The following is a 14,562-nucleotide window of genomic DNA, read 5'->3' as shown; positions in this document are numbered from 1 at the left end:
TCAGATTCTGATTCAAGGATGGAATTCTGCCCGCGTCAGCTCATCACCCCGAGAGTCGCGGCAGCGAGAACGGCGTAACGAACGGTCTTCGCGATAGTCACGAGCAGCAGGAACATTGGGAACGGTTCGCGCAAAACACCGGCAACGATGGTGATGGGATCGCCAATGACCGGCATCCAGCTCAGAAGCAGCGACCACTTGCCGTAGCGGCGATACCAGCGCTGCGCCTTGTCGAGAGCGGGCTGGCTGACCGGAAACCAACGCTTGTCGCGAAGGTGCTCGATGCCGACGCCCAGCAGCCAGTTGACGATCGAGCCGAGGACGTTGCCGACGGTTGCCACCGCGATCAGCGCAAGGACCGGATATTGCTTCGTCACGATGAGCGCGACAAGGCCAGCTTCCGACTGCATCGGGAAAATCGTGGCTGCCGCAAGAGCCGCCAGGAAAAGCCCAGCATAGACCGCAAGATCGGTCATGTCTTTTCCGCGCCAATGCTTTGCTGCACCCTGCTCCCTTTCATCACACCTCACGGCGGGCTGGAACTATCACGTCCTTGAGGCTATGCCAAAGCGATGGATAAGATTCTCGTCAGCGCCTGCCTCATGGGCCATGCAGTTCGTTACGACGGCCGGTCGAAGCCACTCGCACACCCCGCAATCGCGCGGTGGATCGAGGAAGGCAGGATGGTGACCATCTGTCCCGAAATGTCTGCCGGAATGCCGGTGCCGCGCCCGCAGGCCGAGATCGAAGGCGGCGCCACGGGTGAGGATGTGCTGGCCGGCCATGCGCGCGTCGTCGAGATCAGCGGTGGTGATGTGACGGAAGAATTCAGAAAGGCGGCGGAGAATGCGCTGGCACTCGCGACCGAAACCGGCTGCCGCTATGCGCTGCTGATCGATGGCAGCCCGTCATGCGGCTCTGGCTTTGTCTATGACGGAACGTTCTCGGGAAGCAGGCAGGCGGGGAATGGCGTGACGGCTGCGCTTCTGAAGCAGGCCGGCATCGCCGTCTACTCCGACCGCGACATCGAAGAACTTGTCGCAAGGCTCGCCACCGGCGAGGCCCACAGCGCCGTGTGAACGCTTCTGGGCCAACCTCCATGCAAAAACGGCCGCCGGATCGCTCCGACAGCCGTCTTTTGTTTCTAGCCTCATGCGGCGCGACGGACCTGTGCGGCATAGTCGTTACCGCCGCCAACGCGGAAGCCGCGGATGAGGTTCAACAGTTCGTCGGTGTCGCTTGCGAGGGATTCTGCCGAAGCAGTTGTCTCCTCCGCCATCGCAGCGTTCTGTTGGGTGGCGGCATCGAGCTGGTTCATCGAGGAGGAGATCGAACGTAATGTCGTATCCTGCTCGGAGGCGCTATGGGCGATCTTGGCGACGATCTCGTTGGCGGCCTTGATCTGGTCGGAGATGCGCTTCAGTGCCTCACCGGCTTCGCCGACCAGGCGGACGCCGTGATCGACCTGACCGGACGAACGGGCGATCTGATCCTTGATCTCCTTGGCCGCGGCGGCCGAGCGCTGTGCCAGTTCGCGAACTTCCTGAGCGACGACCGCAAAGCCCTTGCCGGATTCGCCGGCGCGTGCAGCTTCGACGCCAGCGTTCAGCGCCAGCAGGTTCGTCTGGAAGGCGATTTCGTCGATGACGCCGATAATCTTGCCGATTTCGGCAGACGACTTTTCGATGCCGCTCATCGCTTCGATCGCTTCGGAGACCACCGCATCGCTGCGGCTCGCTTCCGTGCTGACGGCATGAACGCGCTTGCTGGCTTCATGGGCGCCGTCAGCGGTCTGGCGGACTGCGACGGTCAACTCGTCGAGCGCTGCCGAAGTCTCCTCCAGGCTCGCGGCCTGGCGTTCGGTGCGCTGCGACAGATCGTTGGAGGCGCGACGGATTTCCTCCTTGCTTACGGCGATGTCGCCGCCCTTGGCGCTGACCTTGGCCATGGCGGCTTCGAGGTGCGACAGAGCATCGTTGAAGTTGTCGCGGAGCGCAGCGTACTTCTGGCCGAGATCGGCGCAACGGACCGTGAGGTCGCCACGGGCAATCTGCTCGAGCGCCTGGCCGATGGTCGAGACGACGTGATTCTGGGCGATCGCTTCCTCGTGCTGCAGGCGCTGGCTGTTTTCGCGCTCGCCGTCGAGGGCCATCTGCTGGGCGGCCTCGCGCTCGGACATGGCGTGACGCTCCTTAACCTTCTGCTGCAGCGACAGCGTCGCCTTGGCCATCATGCCAACTTCGTTGGCCATGTTGGTGTGCGGTATTTTGATGGAGACGTCCTCATCAGCCACCGATTGCAGGGCATTGTGAACGTCCTTCAAGGGGTTTGAAATACCGCGGATGACCAGATAGGCAGCCACAATGGCGACGAAGAGTAGGACGATGCTGCCAGCCAATGCGGCTAGGATCGTGTCATCGACTTGGGCATCGAGATCATCCATGTAGACGCCGGTGACGACGACGATCTTCCAGGGCTCGAAGGCCAATGCATATGCCGTCTTGCGAAAATCTCCGGCCGGCTGGCCGGGCTTCGCTGTGGAATAGTATTCGACGAGACCGCCGCCCTGCTGCCCAAGCTTGACCAGTTCTTCGCGATAGAGCTTGCCTTTGCTGTCCGGCTGCCCCTTGTTGAACTGCCCAACCTTCGAGGCATCGTAGTGGAACATCATCTGGATGTCGTAGCTATAGCCGAAGAAGTAACCATCGGGGTCATATTTCATGCCGTTGAGCGTAGCGTAGGCCTGCTTCTGGGCCTCTTCCTGGGTCATTGCGCCAGCGGTCACCTTCTCCTGGTACTGCTTGAGAATGGAGACCGCGGACTGAACCTCAGAACGCAGCATATCATAGCGTTCCTTATAGATCGCATTGACCGAGGAGCGAACCTGGATGGTGGTTCCGATTGCAAACGCTACCATCAGGCCAACGACCAGCAAAATAAGCTGTCTGGAAATCTTCAAATTCTTCATTATGCCTCGCAACAGAGCTCGGTTGGGATATCCGGCGCGGTTTCCTACCGCGTATACGAGGGCTGATTAGCCACCCCCTCTTACTGCTGCGAAATTGACATGCGGCTACCGGTCGGCGCTAAAAATGGTCAGTTTATTCTAAGGAATGCTTAACCAGTCTCTACATGTTCCTATGATGATGAAATCGGGAAGTTTCTGAAAAAATACAAACAGAAGAATGCGCCCCTATACGTTGGAGTTGGAGTTGGAGTTGGAGTGAAGGAATTACGAATTTCCAAGTGATGATGGCCCGAAGGATCAAATATAATCAGTGCATTCTTGCAGTTAGCGGAAATTTCGAGTCAGTTGCGCGTCCGCAGGTTGAAGCGCACACGCCAGAGCACGTTCTCCAGTTTTCCGCTGGCAGTCGTTAAGCTATATTTCCGGCATGGTTGAGGCTTCGCATGCCTTCGGTGAATTTGTTCTCGATCCCGGCTGCGGACTGCTGCGGAACGGGCGGGCGGTCGCGCTTGGCCAACGCGGCATCGCCCTTCTTGAAGCGTTGCTTGAAGCTCGCGGGAGTATTGTTTCCAAAGATACGCTGATGGAATGTGTCTGGCCCGGAATTGCCGTCGAGGAGAGCAACCTGACCGTGCAGGTCGCGGCGTTGCGCAAGGCGCTTGGCCCTGCACCCGACGGACAGGAATGGATCGCGACGGTGCCGCGCGTCGGTTACCGTTTCATCCGGACGAATGCGGAGGCGAAAGCCGCTGCGACCGCCCCAGAATTACGGCCGACGCTCGCTGTCCTCCCCTTCAGCAATCTCAGCGGCGATCCAAGGCAGGACTATTTTGCCGATGGGATCGTCGACGACATCATTGCGGCACTAAGCCGGTTCCGAAGCTTTGCCGTGGTCGCCCGGGACTGCTCTTTTGCCTACAAGGGCAGTACAATGGATGTGCGCAAGATCGCCGCCGAACTCGGCGTCAGCTATGTGCTCGAAGGCAGCATTCGACAATCCGGCAATCGGCTGCGCATCGTGGCTGAGCTTGTCGAGGGCCAGAGCAGCACGCACATATGGGCGCAGACTTTCGATGGCACTTTGGACGAGATTTTCGACTTTCAGGATCGCATCACCGACAGCGTCGCAATGCTGATCGAACCACTGATCCAAACGGCCGAGATCGAGCGATCACGGCGCGAACGGCCCGGAAGCGTGGCCACCTACGACATCTACCTGCAGGCCCTGGCCAAGATCTCGACCGAGACCGAAAAAGACAACGCGGCCGCATATGCCCTTCTCATGCAGGGGCTTGCCGCCGAGCCCGACAATGCACAGCTGCTTGCGCATGCCACTTGGGCGCTCGAGCATCGCTACACAATGGGCTGGCCGGCGCTCACCGAGGACGATGTGCAGGCATGTGCCGCACTGGCGCGCCGCGCGCTGGAGCACGGCGCCGGCGACGCCATGGTCATGGCCCATTGCGGCGTCGCCTTGATGCAGACGGTGAAGGACTACGACTGGGGTCTCGCGGTTCTGCAAGCGGCGGCGGAATCCAATCCCAACAATCCGATGGCCGTCGTCAGGGCAGGCGTCGGGCATCTTCATTGCGGCAATGTCAGCGATGCGCTCAGCCACTTCCACAGGGCCAACCGCTTGACCCCGGGTGATCGAGGCGCACATTTCTCGCTTTGCGGTATAGCCCACGCTCATGTGATCCTCGGTGAGTACGACCAGGCCCTGGCCTGGGCTTCGAGAGCACTGGCAAGCAATCCGAATTTCGAGCCAACTCTATGGGTGCTCGTTGCTGCGAGCGCGCATCTCGGGCGCATGGAGGAAGCCCAGCGCCACCTTGCGGCTTTGAGACGACTGACGCCTGATATCACGATCGAGCGCATCCGCGCCGGTCAAGCGGGCAAATATCCGGATCGCATCGCTGCCCTCCTTGACGGGCTGAAAATAGCGGGTGTCCCGGAACGCTAGGGCCTGACCCTAGTTTCGGATCGTTTCGGAACTTTTCCTTGAGCGTTTCAGGACCGGAACGCCCCATTCGGCAGAGACTGCCTCCCACAGCAAAACCGCAAGTGGGAGACGGCCATGATAACGACGCTGACCATCCTTTCCCTCGATCAGGGGCGTATCTACTCCCCTTCGCCTGAGCCAGTTCCACAACAGACGGCTATCGAAGGCGAAGTTGGAGCATCCGCCGTTGCGGAGGCGCAGGGCATTCAGCACTATCTGCGGTGGGCGAACGTTTCGACAGTGTTGCAGGCCCTTGCACGTCTGCTTGCGCCGACCATTGGAGGCACACCAGCCGGCAAGGCCCATTAGAGACGAAAAATGCGTCCCTGCTTCTCTCAGGGACGCATTTTATCCCCACGCGGGGGTGGACCCCGGTCGACCGAAACTCTGGTCAGGCTGGGGCAGGGAACTGGAGATCAGAACCGAAGTTCAAACTTGGAAACGTCGAGCGGGGCCGTTTGTTCCTTCGGCGCACCTACCACGCCTGCCGCGATCGGCTTGACGTCGCCACCGATGACCGCAGCCGTCGTCGAGGCGCGGTCGATGTTGTCGGACGGCTGTGCAGCGGCCGTCATGGACACGGCCGGAGCCTTGGTTACGAAAACGACGGGTGAGCCGCCCATCCAGCCTTCGGTGCGATAGAGCTTCTTCTCGCCGTTGACATCGCGAATCTCAGAAGATTGCAGCGAGCCGGGTGTAAGGGTCGGGACGGTGTAGTCCTTCTTGCGCTCGACAGATTCGAGCGGCGGGCAGCTTTGGCAGCTTTCCTGGCTGATGCTCCCGCCATTGGTGCGCGTGTCCTTGCCGACCACCTCGATAGAAGAGGCGCAGGCGGAACCCGCGGCAAACACAGCTATCGCAGCAAAGAAGACCTGACGCATGGAACACTCCGTCTCACGTTGAGAAGAGACTAGCGCGCCTTTGTTTCCATCCCGTCAGGGGAAAGAGTAAAAATTTAGGGAACTGACCCGATTTCGCGTTTTGCTCACGCCTTTTCGCACTGTTCGGTAGGACATGCCGCCTGTGACCGCTTCTGCGCACAAAAGCCCGAGCGCTCCATCGGCTCACATGAAGCGTCGCGAAACCACCCTCAACTTCACAGCGACAGCCACAGGCCTCAACACTACGACAGTTTGGTCGGGGATGCTGCCCTCGCTCACGCGGTCTTGTCACCGTTCGGAGTGCTGGCTGATGGTGGCATCGGGATTATTGAGAAACTACCCTATCTCAGCCTGCAGAGCCGCAACGACGAGCACTTCGCCTGTTCTCGACGGTATTATTGCAAGGGCGGATTCTGGTCTGATGTAACCGATGAAGCAATCGACACCTTGCTGCTCTCCATCGCCGATGCGCCAACGCCAGATGCCGAGATTTCGGTGCTGCAACTCGGAGGAGCGGTGGCCAATGTAGCAGACGAGGCAACTGCATATACGGGAAGAGGTGCCAGCTACTACTGGCTTGCAGAGCCGGTCTGGGACGATGCTGCCGATGACGACCGATGCATTGCCTGGGGGGCGGATCACCGGCAAGTCGCTTTCGACGTTCTCGATGGCTGGGAACTACGTCAACGAGCAAGCCGATGCCGGCACGGTCGTAGCTTTAGATGCGTATGGCCCGGAGAAGTACCAGCGGCTTGCGCGCCTAAAGAGGCGGCTCGATCCGCACAATATGTTCCGTCTCAATCAGAACATCACGCCGCTGACCTGACTTCCTGTTCAAATCGAGGATGTGCGTCGTTTCCGACCGACCGCGAAGGAGGCCTCGATAAACAAAAGCAAGTTGGTGGCAGATCTACCGAACGCTTTTTTCGCGTTCGATCGCCCGCCAGCCGATATCGCGGCGGCAGAAGCCGTTGTCCCAATCGACCTTATCGAGCAGCGCGTAGGCGCGCGTCTGCGCCTCGCCGACCGTCTTGCCCGTCGCCGTGACGTTGAGTACCCGCCCGCCGGTCGCGACCAGCGCTCCGTCCTTCATGGCCGTGCCTGCATGGAACACCTTGCCTCCCTCGCCCGCTTCGGGAACATGGCGGATCGGCGTGTTCTTGTCGTAGGAGCCCGGATAGCCCTTCGATGCCATCACGACGGTCAGGGCCGGATCGCCCGTCCATTCGGCTGAGACCTGATCCAGCGTGCCGTTGGCGGTAGCGATGAGGAGCGGCAGCAGATCGCTCTTCAGCCGCATCATCAGCACCTGGCATTCCGGATCGCCGAAGCGGACATTGTATTCGATCAGTTCCGGCCCCTTGGCGGTGATCATCAGACCGGCGAAGAAGACGCCGGAGAAGGGATAGCCGCTTTCGGCCATGCCGCGCATCGTCGGCTCGATGATTTCCTTCATCGTGCGTTCGACCATGTCGGCCGTCATCACGGGTGCGGGCGAATAGGCACCCATGCCGCCGGTGTTCGGGCCGGTGTCACCCTCGCCCACCCGCTTGTGATCCTGGGCGGTTGCGAGAGGCAGGACATGCTTGCCGTCGCACAGGCAGAAAAAGCTCGCTTCCTCACCATCGAGATAGGCTTCGATGACAACCTCGGCGCCAGCGGCACCGAAGGCGCCCTCGAAGCAGTCGTCGACGGCTGCGAGCGCCTCCTCGACGGTCATAGCGACGGTCACGCCCTTGCCGGCAGCAAGGCCATCGGCCTTGACGACGATTGGGGCGCCCTGCTCGCGGATATAGGCCTTGGCCTTAGGCGCATTGTTGAAGCGCTGATAGGCACCGGTCGGGATGTCGTAGCGGGCGCAGATATCCTTGGTGAAGCCCTTCGAGCCTTCGAGCTGGGCTGCTGCCGCCGACGGGCCGAAGACGGGAAAGCCTTCGGCGCGCAGCTTGTCGGCTATGCCTGCGACCAGCGGTGCTTCCGGGCCGACGACGACGAAATCGATCGCCTTGCCCTTGCAGAAGGCAATGACGGCATCATGGTCGTCGACATTGAGGGCAACCAGGGTCGCGTGCTCGGCAATGCCCGGATTGCCGGGCGCGGCGTAGAATTCCGTCATGACAGGCGATTGCGCCAGCTTCCAGGCCAATGCGTGCTCGCGTCCGCCCGATCCGATCAACAGAACCTTCATGCCCGTCCCTTTCGCGTTTCCGTCTGGCGGTTAAGGGGAGAGCGCCGAAAGGTCAAGCAGGAATGCTTGAGCAAGAAGCCTTACCAGCCGCCACCACCACCGCCGCCCCCGCCGCCCCCAGAAAAACCGCCCGAGGACCCGCCGCCGGAAAAACCGGAAGACGAACTGGAGGGCGGTGCCGGGATGGTGGACGCAATCGTCGAGGCCATCGATGAGGAGAAGCCGCCGATGCGATCGGAGAAATTGCCACTGCCGAAATTGCCGGAATACCAGGAGGGAGCATAGGCTGCCGCAGCTGCGCCCGCCGCTGCTGCCGCAAGCCAGGTCTCGAAGGCCCTCGACCAGGGCTTTTCGACGCCGAGCGCCACAGCATAAGGCAACAGCTTCTCGAAATGCTGCGGCGACATCTCGGGCGCCCCCGCCATATTCATGCGGTCCTTCTCAGCCAGCGTCATGTACTGGCGCAGGCCGTCGATGCCATCCATCAGCTTGGCCCCGAGCGGCGTCGGCGCACCCATGATGAAGACATAGAGCAGGTTCAAAAGAATGATGCCGCCGATGGCAAACAGCATTGGCGTCTCGTGGAGTTCCACTAGCGACGAGAACAGCGCCAAGGCCAGAGACGACACAATGCTGAAGCCGATAAAGGTGGCGATACCGATGGCGATCACGGACATGACCTTCGCGCCGAGCGACCTGCCGGGGCGGAACGACTTGGCAAAGCCGGCAACGAAGACGGAAATAAAGACGACAACGACGATCGGAATGATCATCAAGGCGATGGTCTCCGGCTCCAGCGTTCCAAAGACGAAGAGGGCCACCAACGAGGCGGCGCTGAGTGCGATACCACCCGTCGTGTAGCCGGTATTCGCATTGTAGTATTTGCCGCGGTGCTCGCGCTCGATGGCGGCCCGGAAACTGTCCCCCGCCGACTTTACCTTCGTTCCGTTGGCCTCGTCGATCGTCAGGGAGCCCTTGGCGCCGACGGCATTCAGCAAGCTCGTTTCGCCGGCCTCAAGCTTCTCCTTGCCGACCGGCTTGTCGGTGCGGCGGATGATGATCGCGTTCTTGAGGTCTTCCAGTAACACATAGCCGCGCACCGCCAGATTGAGGGCCGTGGCCGACAGCGCCGTCCAACCCTGCCCGGAGAAACCGTGATTGTCGATATAGTTCACCAGTGCCGGCGAGATGCCGTCGGGCGGCTCCCAGCGCGGCACCAGCACGCCGCGGGCCGGATCGCGGCCGACCTTCAGCCAGGAACGCGTGTAGTAGAGGAAGACGAGGAGAAGGCCACCGAAGCCGAGGAAGTAGTCGCGGTTGTCGCTCAGCCACCAGCGCCGTTTATCGTCGGCGCTCGGCGGATCGATCGAGCCCTTCGGCATCTTGACGGCAATTGTCAGCCCTTCGCCGGCATTGAGCGGCCGGGTCGTCGAAAACAGCAATCGGCCGCCGCCGCCGGAAACGCTTGCATTCCTGTCCGTCGCCCCCTGCGGGCCAGTGAAAAAAACAGTGTCGGTCGCGCTGACACCGTCAGGAAGGTTGACCGTCGCCGTCGCCGTCAGGATCGGGAAGATCCAGCCGTTGCCGGTGACATTCCAGTAGAGCTCATCGTGATTGTCGAAGTAGCGGATCTGGCGATTGGTGCGGTAGGTGAAGACGTATTCGTGGCGGCCATAGCTGACGGTGACGTCTTCCGAGCCGGCATAGATGCGGATACCGCCACTGATGGACTCGGTATGCCAAGGCTCGTCGCGACCATCGCGCTTGACCGAGATAACGTCGAAATCGACACGGCGGAGGCGGCCTTCTTCATCCTGATAGGTCAGCGGAAAATCGCGGAAGATGCCGCGCCGGATGCGATTGCCTTCGGCATTGACGGTGATCGTCTCCGTCACCGTCATCGCCCCGCTCTTCTCAAGCGCGATGTTTGACACGAAGGCGTTGATCACCTCCGCAGCGATGGCGCCACGCGCCGCAAGCATCAGAAACAGAACGAAGCAGAGGCCGGAAAGCCGTCGGATCATCATACCCCTCGCCTGCGGCGTCCCGGCCGCGTCAGATAGTGTCAGCCCTCGTCGGCATAGGTCACACCAAGCCCTGCCAGCGTCCGCCAGTAGGCCGGGAAGGTTTTACCAACGCAGTCCGGATCAAGGATCGTGATGCCCGCGATCTTTAGGCCGGCTAGCGCAAAACTCATGGCGATGCGGTGATCGGCGAAGGTGTCGATCTTGGCCGGCAGGCGCTGTCCGGCGAGATCCGGATCGGACTGGACGATCAGGTCATCGCCTTCCTCGCGCGCCAGATCCTGACGGATCTGCGTGAGGCCGGTCGAGACCGCTCGAATGCGATCGCATTCCTTGACGCGCAGATTGGCGATGCCGACGAAACGAACCGGCGTCTCGTTGAAAGCCGCAAGAACGGCAAGGGTCGGAACCGCATCCTGCATCTGCGAACCGTCGATGACGGCCGGAAGATGCGGGAACTTGGCGATCAGGTCATAGGCCTTCGCATCCGGCTGCGTGAACGCGCCGTTCGCAACGCCGAGGTCGATCTTGCCTGACGTCAGCACTTCCGCCGCCCAGAGGTAGGTCGCGGCCGAGGCGTCCGGCTCGACCACAAAGTCGGCCGCGGTGTAGCCGGTCGGCTCGACGCGCCAGGTCACCGGGCTGGTCTTCTCGACCTTGGCGCCAAAGGCGCGCATCGCCGACGTCGTCAGATCGATGTAGCCGAGCGCACCAATATCCTCGCCAAGTAACTCGATCGTCACCGGCTTGTCGCCGCCGGCGGCCATCATCAGGAGCGCCGAGACATACTGGCTCGACAGGCCTCCATCGATCTGGATGCGGCTCGCTTCGAAGCGGCCGGTGCCCTTGACGGTGACGGGCGGGCAGCCGGTTTCGGTCGATGCGTCGATGCCAAGCGAACGCAGCGCATCGACGAGCGGGCCGATCGGGCGCTTGCGCATGTGTTGGTCACCATCGACGACAACCGGGCCATCCACCAGGGCGGCAGCAGCCGTCAGGAAGCGCGTCGCCGTTCCGGCGTTGCCGAGGAAGAGCGGCACCTGTGGCGGCAGCAGCTTGCCGCTGCCCGTGACGACGAAGCTCGTGTCATCCGGCTCCTCGATGATCACGCCCATGCCGCGGAGAGCATCGGCCATGTAACGCGTGTCGTCGCTCTTCAAAGCGCCGGTCAGGCGGCTGGTACCCTTGGCGAGACCTGCCAGAAGCAGCGCGCGGTTGGTGATCGACTTCGAGCCGGGGGGGATGGCGCGGCCTATCAGCGGCTTGTCCGGCGGGATGATGGTGAGCTTCTCTTTACTCATAACCTTGTCTTTTCCGTCTTTGCGCGAAGGCCGTTTCCAGCCACGATCATGCCCTGCTCATAGCAGCTTTTACGCAAAGGCAAATGGCGGATATCAGAACTTTACCGTCGGAACGGCGCGATCCGCTTCGTTGGTAATCTCGAAATACTCCCGCTTCTGGAAACCGAACTGGCCGGCGACCAGATTGGACGGGAAGCTCTCGACCTTGACGTTCAGATCACGAGCCGCACCATTGTAATAGCGGCGGGCCATCTGGATTTCGCTTTCCATCGTCTCGAGCGAGGTCTGCAGCTCGCGGAAATTCTCGTTCGCCTTCAGGTCGGGATAGGCTTCGGCGAGAGCCAGCACACGGCCGAGCGCCTGGCCAAGCAGGCCTTCCGCCTGGGCGCGACCAGCGACATCGCCTGCTGGAACTGATTGGGCCTTGTTGCGGAGGGCAACGACCTCTTCGAGCGTCGTCTTCTCGTGCGCGGCATAGCCCTTGACCGTCTCGATGAGATTGGGGATCAGGTCGGCGCGGCGCTTCAGCTGCACATCAATACCGGACCAGGCTTCCTCAGCCATCTGCCGTGCGCGAACGAGGCCGTTGTAAATGAAGACGGCATAAAGCGCGGCCAGAACGACAAGGCCAAGAATAATATACATCACGAATCCCCCGCAACGCCCGAAAGTATGCCGGGAGACTATGCGCGTTACCGCAGATTGTCATCCCGCATTTCCGATCTCTTCGGGACAATCAAGGACAAGGGTAGCGAAAGATCACGATACGGTCGCGCCGGCCCACGTCCTATTTTCATCTTGCACGGTTGAAACAAACGTGCCCGAGAAACTTGCGACGAGGATCATTCAGACCATGAGCGCAGTACTTTTCTTGCTCAACATGCTGGCCATCGCTTCGTACTTCTTTGTCCAGAACATAGCGAGCCCGGTGGTGCGCCGTGTCGAGGCCAGAAGCGGCGATCGCCACTGACTGCCGCCCTTCAAGCGGCAGTTTTCGCTAGATTCGCCCCACCTGCATCGGTCATTAGGAAGGCCTCGCCGCAGGCCTTGGCGAGCGTCCGTACCCGCAGAATGTAGCTCTGACGCTCGGTAACGGAGATCACACCGCGGGCATCCAACAGATTGAAGACATGGCTTGCCTTGATGCACTGGTCGTAGGCCGGGAAGACGCACTTGTGCAGCTTCTGATTATCGCTGTCGCCCGGCGCGCCGGCGGCGAGGAGCGCCTGGCATTCCTTCTCGGCGTCGATGAAGTGCCGGTGCAGCATTTCCGTGTTGGCGTACTCGAAATTGTGGCGGGAATATTCCTGCTCCGCCTGTAGGAAGACGTCGCCGTAGCTGATCTTCTCGTCGCCCTCGCGACCGTTGAAGTTCAGGTCGTAGACATTGTCGACGCCCTGGACGTACATCGCAAGGCGCTCCAGACCGTAGGTCAGCTCGCCCGAGACAGGTGAGCATTCGATGCCGCAGACCTGCTGGAAATAAGTGAACTGCGACACTTCCATCCCGTCGCACCAGCACTCCCAGCCAAGACCCCAGGCGCCGAGGGTCGGGCTTTCCCAGTCATCCTCGACGAAACGGATATCATGCAGCAGCGGATCGAGGCCGATCGCCGCGAGCGAGCCGAGATAGAGCTCCTGCAGGTTCGGCGGGTTCGGCTTCAGGAGGACCTGATACTGGTAATAGTGCTGCAGGCGGTTGGGGTTCTCGCCATAGCGGCCGTCCGACGGGCGGCGCGACGGCTGCACGTAAGCAGCCTTCCACGGCTTGGGACCGAGCGCACGCAGCGTCGTTGCCGGGTGGAACGTACCGGCGCCAACTTCCATGTCGTAGGGCTGCAGCACCGCACAACCCTTGTCCGCCCAGTAATTATGGAGCGTGAGGATCAGCGCCTGGAACGAGCGCTTCGGGTTCATGTGGTCGGGGATTGCTGCAGACATGGAACGGCTTCCGAATTCGTACAAAAGTGCGCGGACAGGTGCCACGACGCGCCAGACGGGTCAAGGCTTTTGCGGCTCTACTCGTCGTCGTCCTTCTTCAGATGGTATTCGCCCGTAACCGGATCCTTGACCAGTGTGCCGATGGCACCCGTCTGGCGCTCCTTCTCGGCACGGCGGGATCGCTCGGCGAGCCGCTTCGCGTCGGCAACAAAGCGGCGGTAGAGAAGCCAGGCGCCAACCACCAGCACGACAATGATTATCAGTTGCGGCATGATGCCAGCCTTTAATCCCTCAGAGCCCGTATCTGCTCCACAATGCCTTCTCCTCGGCGGCCTCGACAAGTCCGGTCGCGAGACCGGCTCCGGCACCTTCCAAGTTGGCTGACGATATACCGGGAATGCGCCTTCCGAATAGACCGCGCGCGGGCATCACCAGCTCGAGTTTGGTTTTGGCCCCAAAGCGGCGCTTCAATTCCTGGCGCATGTCGCCGAGGCCGTCGATCAGGCCGAGTTCGAGGCCGCGCGTGCCCGTCCAGAAGAGCCCGGAGAACACCACATCGTCGTTCTTCAGTTTGCCGGCACGTCGTTCGCGAACCATGGAGATGAACACCTGATGGATTTCCAGCTGCAGGGTCTTCAGGTATTCGATATCCTTTTCCTTCTCGGGCTGGAATGGATCAAGGATCACCTTGTTTTCCCCCGCAGTATAGACGCGGCGTTCCACCCCGATCTTCTTCAGCAGCTCCGGGAAACCGAAGCCACCGGAGACGACGCCGATCGAGCCGACGATGGAAGTGGGGTCGGCAATGATTTCGTCGCCAGCAAGCGCGATCATGTAGCCACCGGATGCCGCAACATCTTCTATGAAGACGAGAACCTTCTTCTGCTTTTCACGTGCGAGTTCGCGGATGCGGGTAAAGACGAGTCGCGACTGCACCGGGGAGCCACCCGGCGAATTGAGCGAGATCGCAACCGCCGGCGCATCCTTGAAGCTAAAGGCCTTCTCCAGGACCTGCGCCGCAGCGGCGAGATTGAGAGTGGGCCGGAACTGGCTTCCGCCGCTCATGATCGGGCCGTGAAGTCGAACCACGGGGATGACCACACCTTCCTTGCGGAAACGCTTCGGCAGCAACCTCTTCAAAAATCCGGCCATTTTCCATCCTTTGCGGCGACATCATCAAACGCCTTCCATGTATGCAACGGAGCGACAAACGCAATGGTCGCTGCAGAAAACATCTCCCATTCACAAATCTTATTGC

At 60.9% G+C, this 14,562-nt stretch carries 14 protein-coding genes; 4 read left to right on the top strand and 10 right to left on the bottom strand.

Annotated features, from left to right (window positions below):
• Positions 1-35 precede the first annotated feature (35 nt).
• Complete coding sequence (locus K9B32_RS04515) at positions 36-476, bottom strand: YqaA family protein (RefSeq protein ID WP_224560735.1); 441 nt, start codon at positions 474-476, stop codon at positions 36-38.
• Between the two features lie 96 nt (positions 477-572).
• Between K9B32_RS04515 and K9B32_RS04510 the strand changes: the two genes are divergently transcribed.
• The gene (locus K9B32_RS04510) at positions 573-1,079 is read left to right on the top strand and encodes a DUF523 domain-containing protein (RefSeq protein WP_224560734.1); all 507 of its coding nucleotides are present in this window, start codon (positions 573-575) and stop codon (positions 1,077-1,079) included.
• A gap of 71 nt (positions 1,080-1,150) precedes the next feature.
• Here K9B32_RS04510 and K9B32_RS04505 read toward each other — a convergent pair whose 3' ends face one another.
• Complete coding sequence (locus K9B32_RS04505; protein WP_224560733.1) at positions 1,151-2,968, bottom strand: methyl-accepting chemotaxis protein; 1,818 nt, start codon at positions 2,966-2,968, stop codon at positions 1,151-1,153.
• A gap of 427 nt (positions 2,969-3,395) precedes the next feature.
• Between K9B32_RS04505 and K9B32_RS04500 the strand changes: the two genes are divergently transcribed.
• Both K9B32_RS04500 and K9B32_RS04495 read left to right on the top strand, forming a co-directional pair.
• Positions 3,396-4,931, top strand: a complete 1,536-nt coding sequence (locus K9B32_RS04500) for a winged helix-turn-helix domain-containing protein (protein WP_224560732.1) — start codon at positions 3,396-3,398, stop codon at positions 4,929-4,931.
• Between the two features lie 114 nt (positions 4,932-5,045).
• The gene (locus K9B32_RS04495; protein ID WP_224560731.1) at positions 5,046-5,279 is read left to right on the top strand and encodes a hypothetical protein; all 234 of its coding nucleotides are present in this window, start codon (positions 5,046-5,048) and stop codon (positions 5,277-5,279) included.
• 107 nt (positions 5,280-5,386) lie between these two features.
• Here the strand turns inward: K9B32_RS04495 and K9B32_RS04490 are convergent, their stop codons facing one another.
• Positions 5,387-5,851, bottom strand: coding sequence for a plant virulence effector HPE1-like domain-containing protein (locus tag K9B32_RS04490; RefSeq protein ID WP_224560730.1), 465 nt, complete (start codon positions 5,849-5,851; stop codon positions 5,387-5,389).
• 607 nt (positions 5,852-6,458) lie between these two features.
• Between K9B32_RS04490 and K9B32_RS04485 the strand changes: the two genes are divergently transcribed.
• Positions 6,459-6,677 (top strand): BBE domain-containing protein, encoded by a 219-nt coding sequence (locus tag K9B32_RS04485; protein WP_224560729.1) that lies wholly within the window; start codon positions 6,459-6,461, stop codon positions 6,675-6,677.
• An 84-nt stretch (positions 6,678-6,761) separates the two neighbouring features.
• Here the strand turns inward: K9B32_RS04485 and purD are convergent, their stop codons facing one another.
• The 7 genes from purD to K9B32_RS04450 form a co-directional block, all read right to left on the bottom strand.
• Positions 6,762-8,039 carry a phosphoribosylamine--glycine ligase gene (purD, locus tag K9B32_RS04480; protein ID WP_224560728.1) on the bottom strand — a complete coding sequence of 426 codons (1,278 nt, stop codon included), beginning with the start codon at positions 8,037-8,039 and terminating at the stop codon, positions 6,762-6,764.
• Between the two features lie 80 nt (positions 8,040-8,119).
• Positions 8,120-10,063, bottom strand: a complete 1,944-nt coding sequence (locus K9B32_RS04475) for a DUF2207 domain-containing protein (protein ID WP_224560843.1) — start codon at positions 10,061-10,063, stop codon at positions 8,120-8,122.
• Positions 10,064-10,104: 41 nt separating this feature from the next.
• Positions 10,105-11,364: a 3-phosphoshikimate 1-carboxyvinyltransferase gene (locus K9B32_RS04470; protein WP_224560727.1), complete on the bottom strand. Its 1,260-nt coding sequence runs from the start codon at positions 11,362-11,364 to the stop codon at positions 10,105-10,107.
• A 93-nt stretch (positions 11,365-11,457) separates the two neighbouring features.
• On the bottom strand, positions 11,458-12,009 hold the full coding sequence (locus K9B32_RS04465) for a LemA family protein (protein WP_224560726.1): 552 nt from the start codon (positions 12,007-12,009) through the stop codon (positions 11,458-11,460).
• A 335-nt stretch (positions 12,010-12,344) separates the two neighbouring features.
• The gene (locus tag K9B32_RS04460; RefSeq protein WP_224560725.1) at positions 12,345-13,304 is read right to left on the bottom strand and encodes a glycine--tRNA ligase subunit alpha; all 960 of its coding nucleotides are present in this window, start codon (positions 13,302-13,304) and stop codon (positions 12,345-12,347) included.
• Positions 13,305-13,381: 77 nt separating this feature from the next.
• Positions 13,382-13,576 (bottom strand): hypothetical protein, encoded by a 195-nt coding sequence (locus K9B32_RS04455; RefSeq protein ID WP_224560724.1) that lies wholly within the window; start codon positions 13,574-13,576, stop codon positions 13,382-13,384.
• A 19-nt stretch (positions 13,577-13,595) separates the two neighbouring features.
• Positions 13,596-14,456, bottom strand: a complete 861-nt coding sequence (locus K9B32_RS04450) for a S49 family peptidase (RefSeq protein ID WP_224560723.1) — start codon at positions 14,454-14,456, stop codon at positions 13,596-13,598.
• Between the last annotated feature and the right edge of the window lie 106 nt (positions 14,457-14,562).

This window comes from Rhizobium sp. 3T7 (assembly GCF_020166565.1).
Classification (GTDB): domain Bacteria; phylum Pseudomonadota; class Alphaproteobacteria; order Rhizobiales; family Rhizobiaceae; genus Rhizobium.
This window is presented reverse-complemented; position numbering and strand designations above follow the sequence as displayed.

Excerpts from the sequence above, each read along its gene's own strand:
- purD (WP_224560728.1), bottom strand. The coding sequence starts at position 8,039 with ATGAAGGTTCTGTTGATCGGATCGGGCGGACGCGAGCACGCATTGGCC.
- K9B32_RS04510 (WP_224560734.1), top strand. The coding sequence starts at position 573 with ATGGATAAGATTCTCGTCAGCGCCTGCCTCATGGGCCATGCAGTTCGT.
- K9B32_RS04455 (WP_224560724.1), bottom strand. The coding sequence starts at position 13,576 with ATGCCGCAACTGATAATCATTGTCGTGCTGGTGGTTGGCGCCTGGCTT.
- K9B32_RS04485 (WP_224560729.1), top strand. The coding sequence starts at position 6,459 with ATGACGACCGATGCATTGCCTGGGGGGCGGATCACCGGCAAGTCGCTT.
- K9B32_RS04490 (WP_224560730.1), bottom strand. The coding sequence starts at position 5,851 with ATGCGTCAGGTCTTCTTTGCTGCGATAGCTGTGTTTGCCGCGGGTTCC.
- K9B32_RS04465 (WP_224560726.1), bottom strand. The coding sequence starts at position 12,009 with ATGTATATTATTCTTGGCCTTGTCGTTCTGGCCGCGCTTTATGCCGTC.
- K9B32_RS04460 (WP_224560725.1), bottom strand. The coding sequence starts at position 13,304 with ATGTCTGCAGCAATCCCCGACCACATGAACCCGAAGCGCTCGTTCCAG.
- K9B32_RS04505 (WP_224560733.1), bottom strand. The coding sequence starts at position 2,968 with ATGAAGAATTTGAAGATTTCCAGACAGCTTATTTTGCTGGTCGTTGGC.
- K9B32_RS04450 (WP_224560723.1), bottom strand. The coding sequence starts at position 14,456 with ATGGCCGGATTTTTGAAGAGGTTGCTGCCGAAGCGTTTCCGCAAGGAA.
- K9B32_RS04495 (WP_224560731.1), top strand. The coding sequence starts at position 5,046 with ATGATAACGACGCTGACCATCCTTTCCCTCGATCAGGGGCGTATCTAC.
- K9B32_RS04500 (WP_224560732.1), top strand. The coding sequence starts at position 3,396 with ATGGTTGAGGCTTCGCATGCCTTCGGTGAATTTGTTCTCGATCCCGGC.
- K9B32_RS04470 (WP_224560727.1), bottom strand. The coding sequence starts at position 11,364 with ATGAGTAAAGAGAAGCTCACCATCATCCCGCCGGACAAGCCGCTGATA.
- K9B32_RS04515 (WP_224560735.1), bottom strand. The coding sequence starts at position 476 with ATGACCGATCTTGCGGTCTATGCTGGGCTTTTCCTGGCGGCTCTTGCG.
- K9B32_RS04475 (WP_224560843.1), bottom strand. The coding sequence starts at position 10,063 with ATGATCCGACGGCTTTCCGGCCTCTGCTTCGTTCTGTTTCTGATGCTT.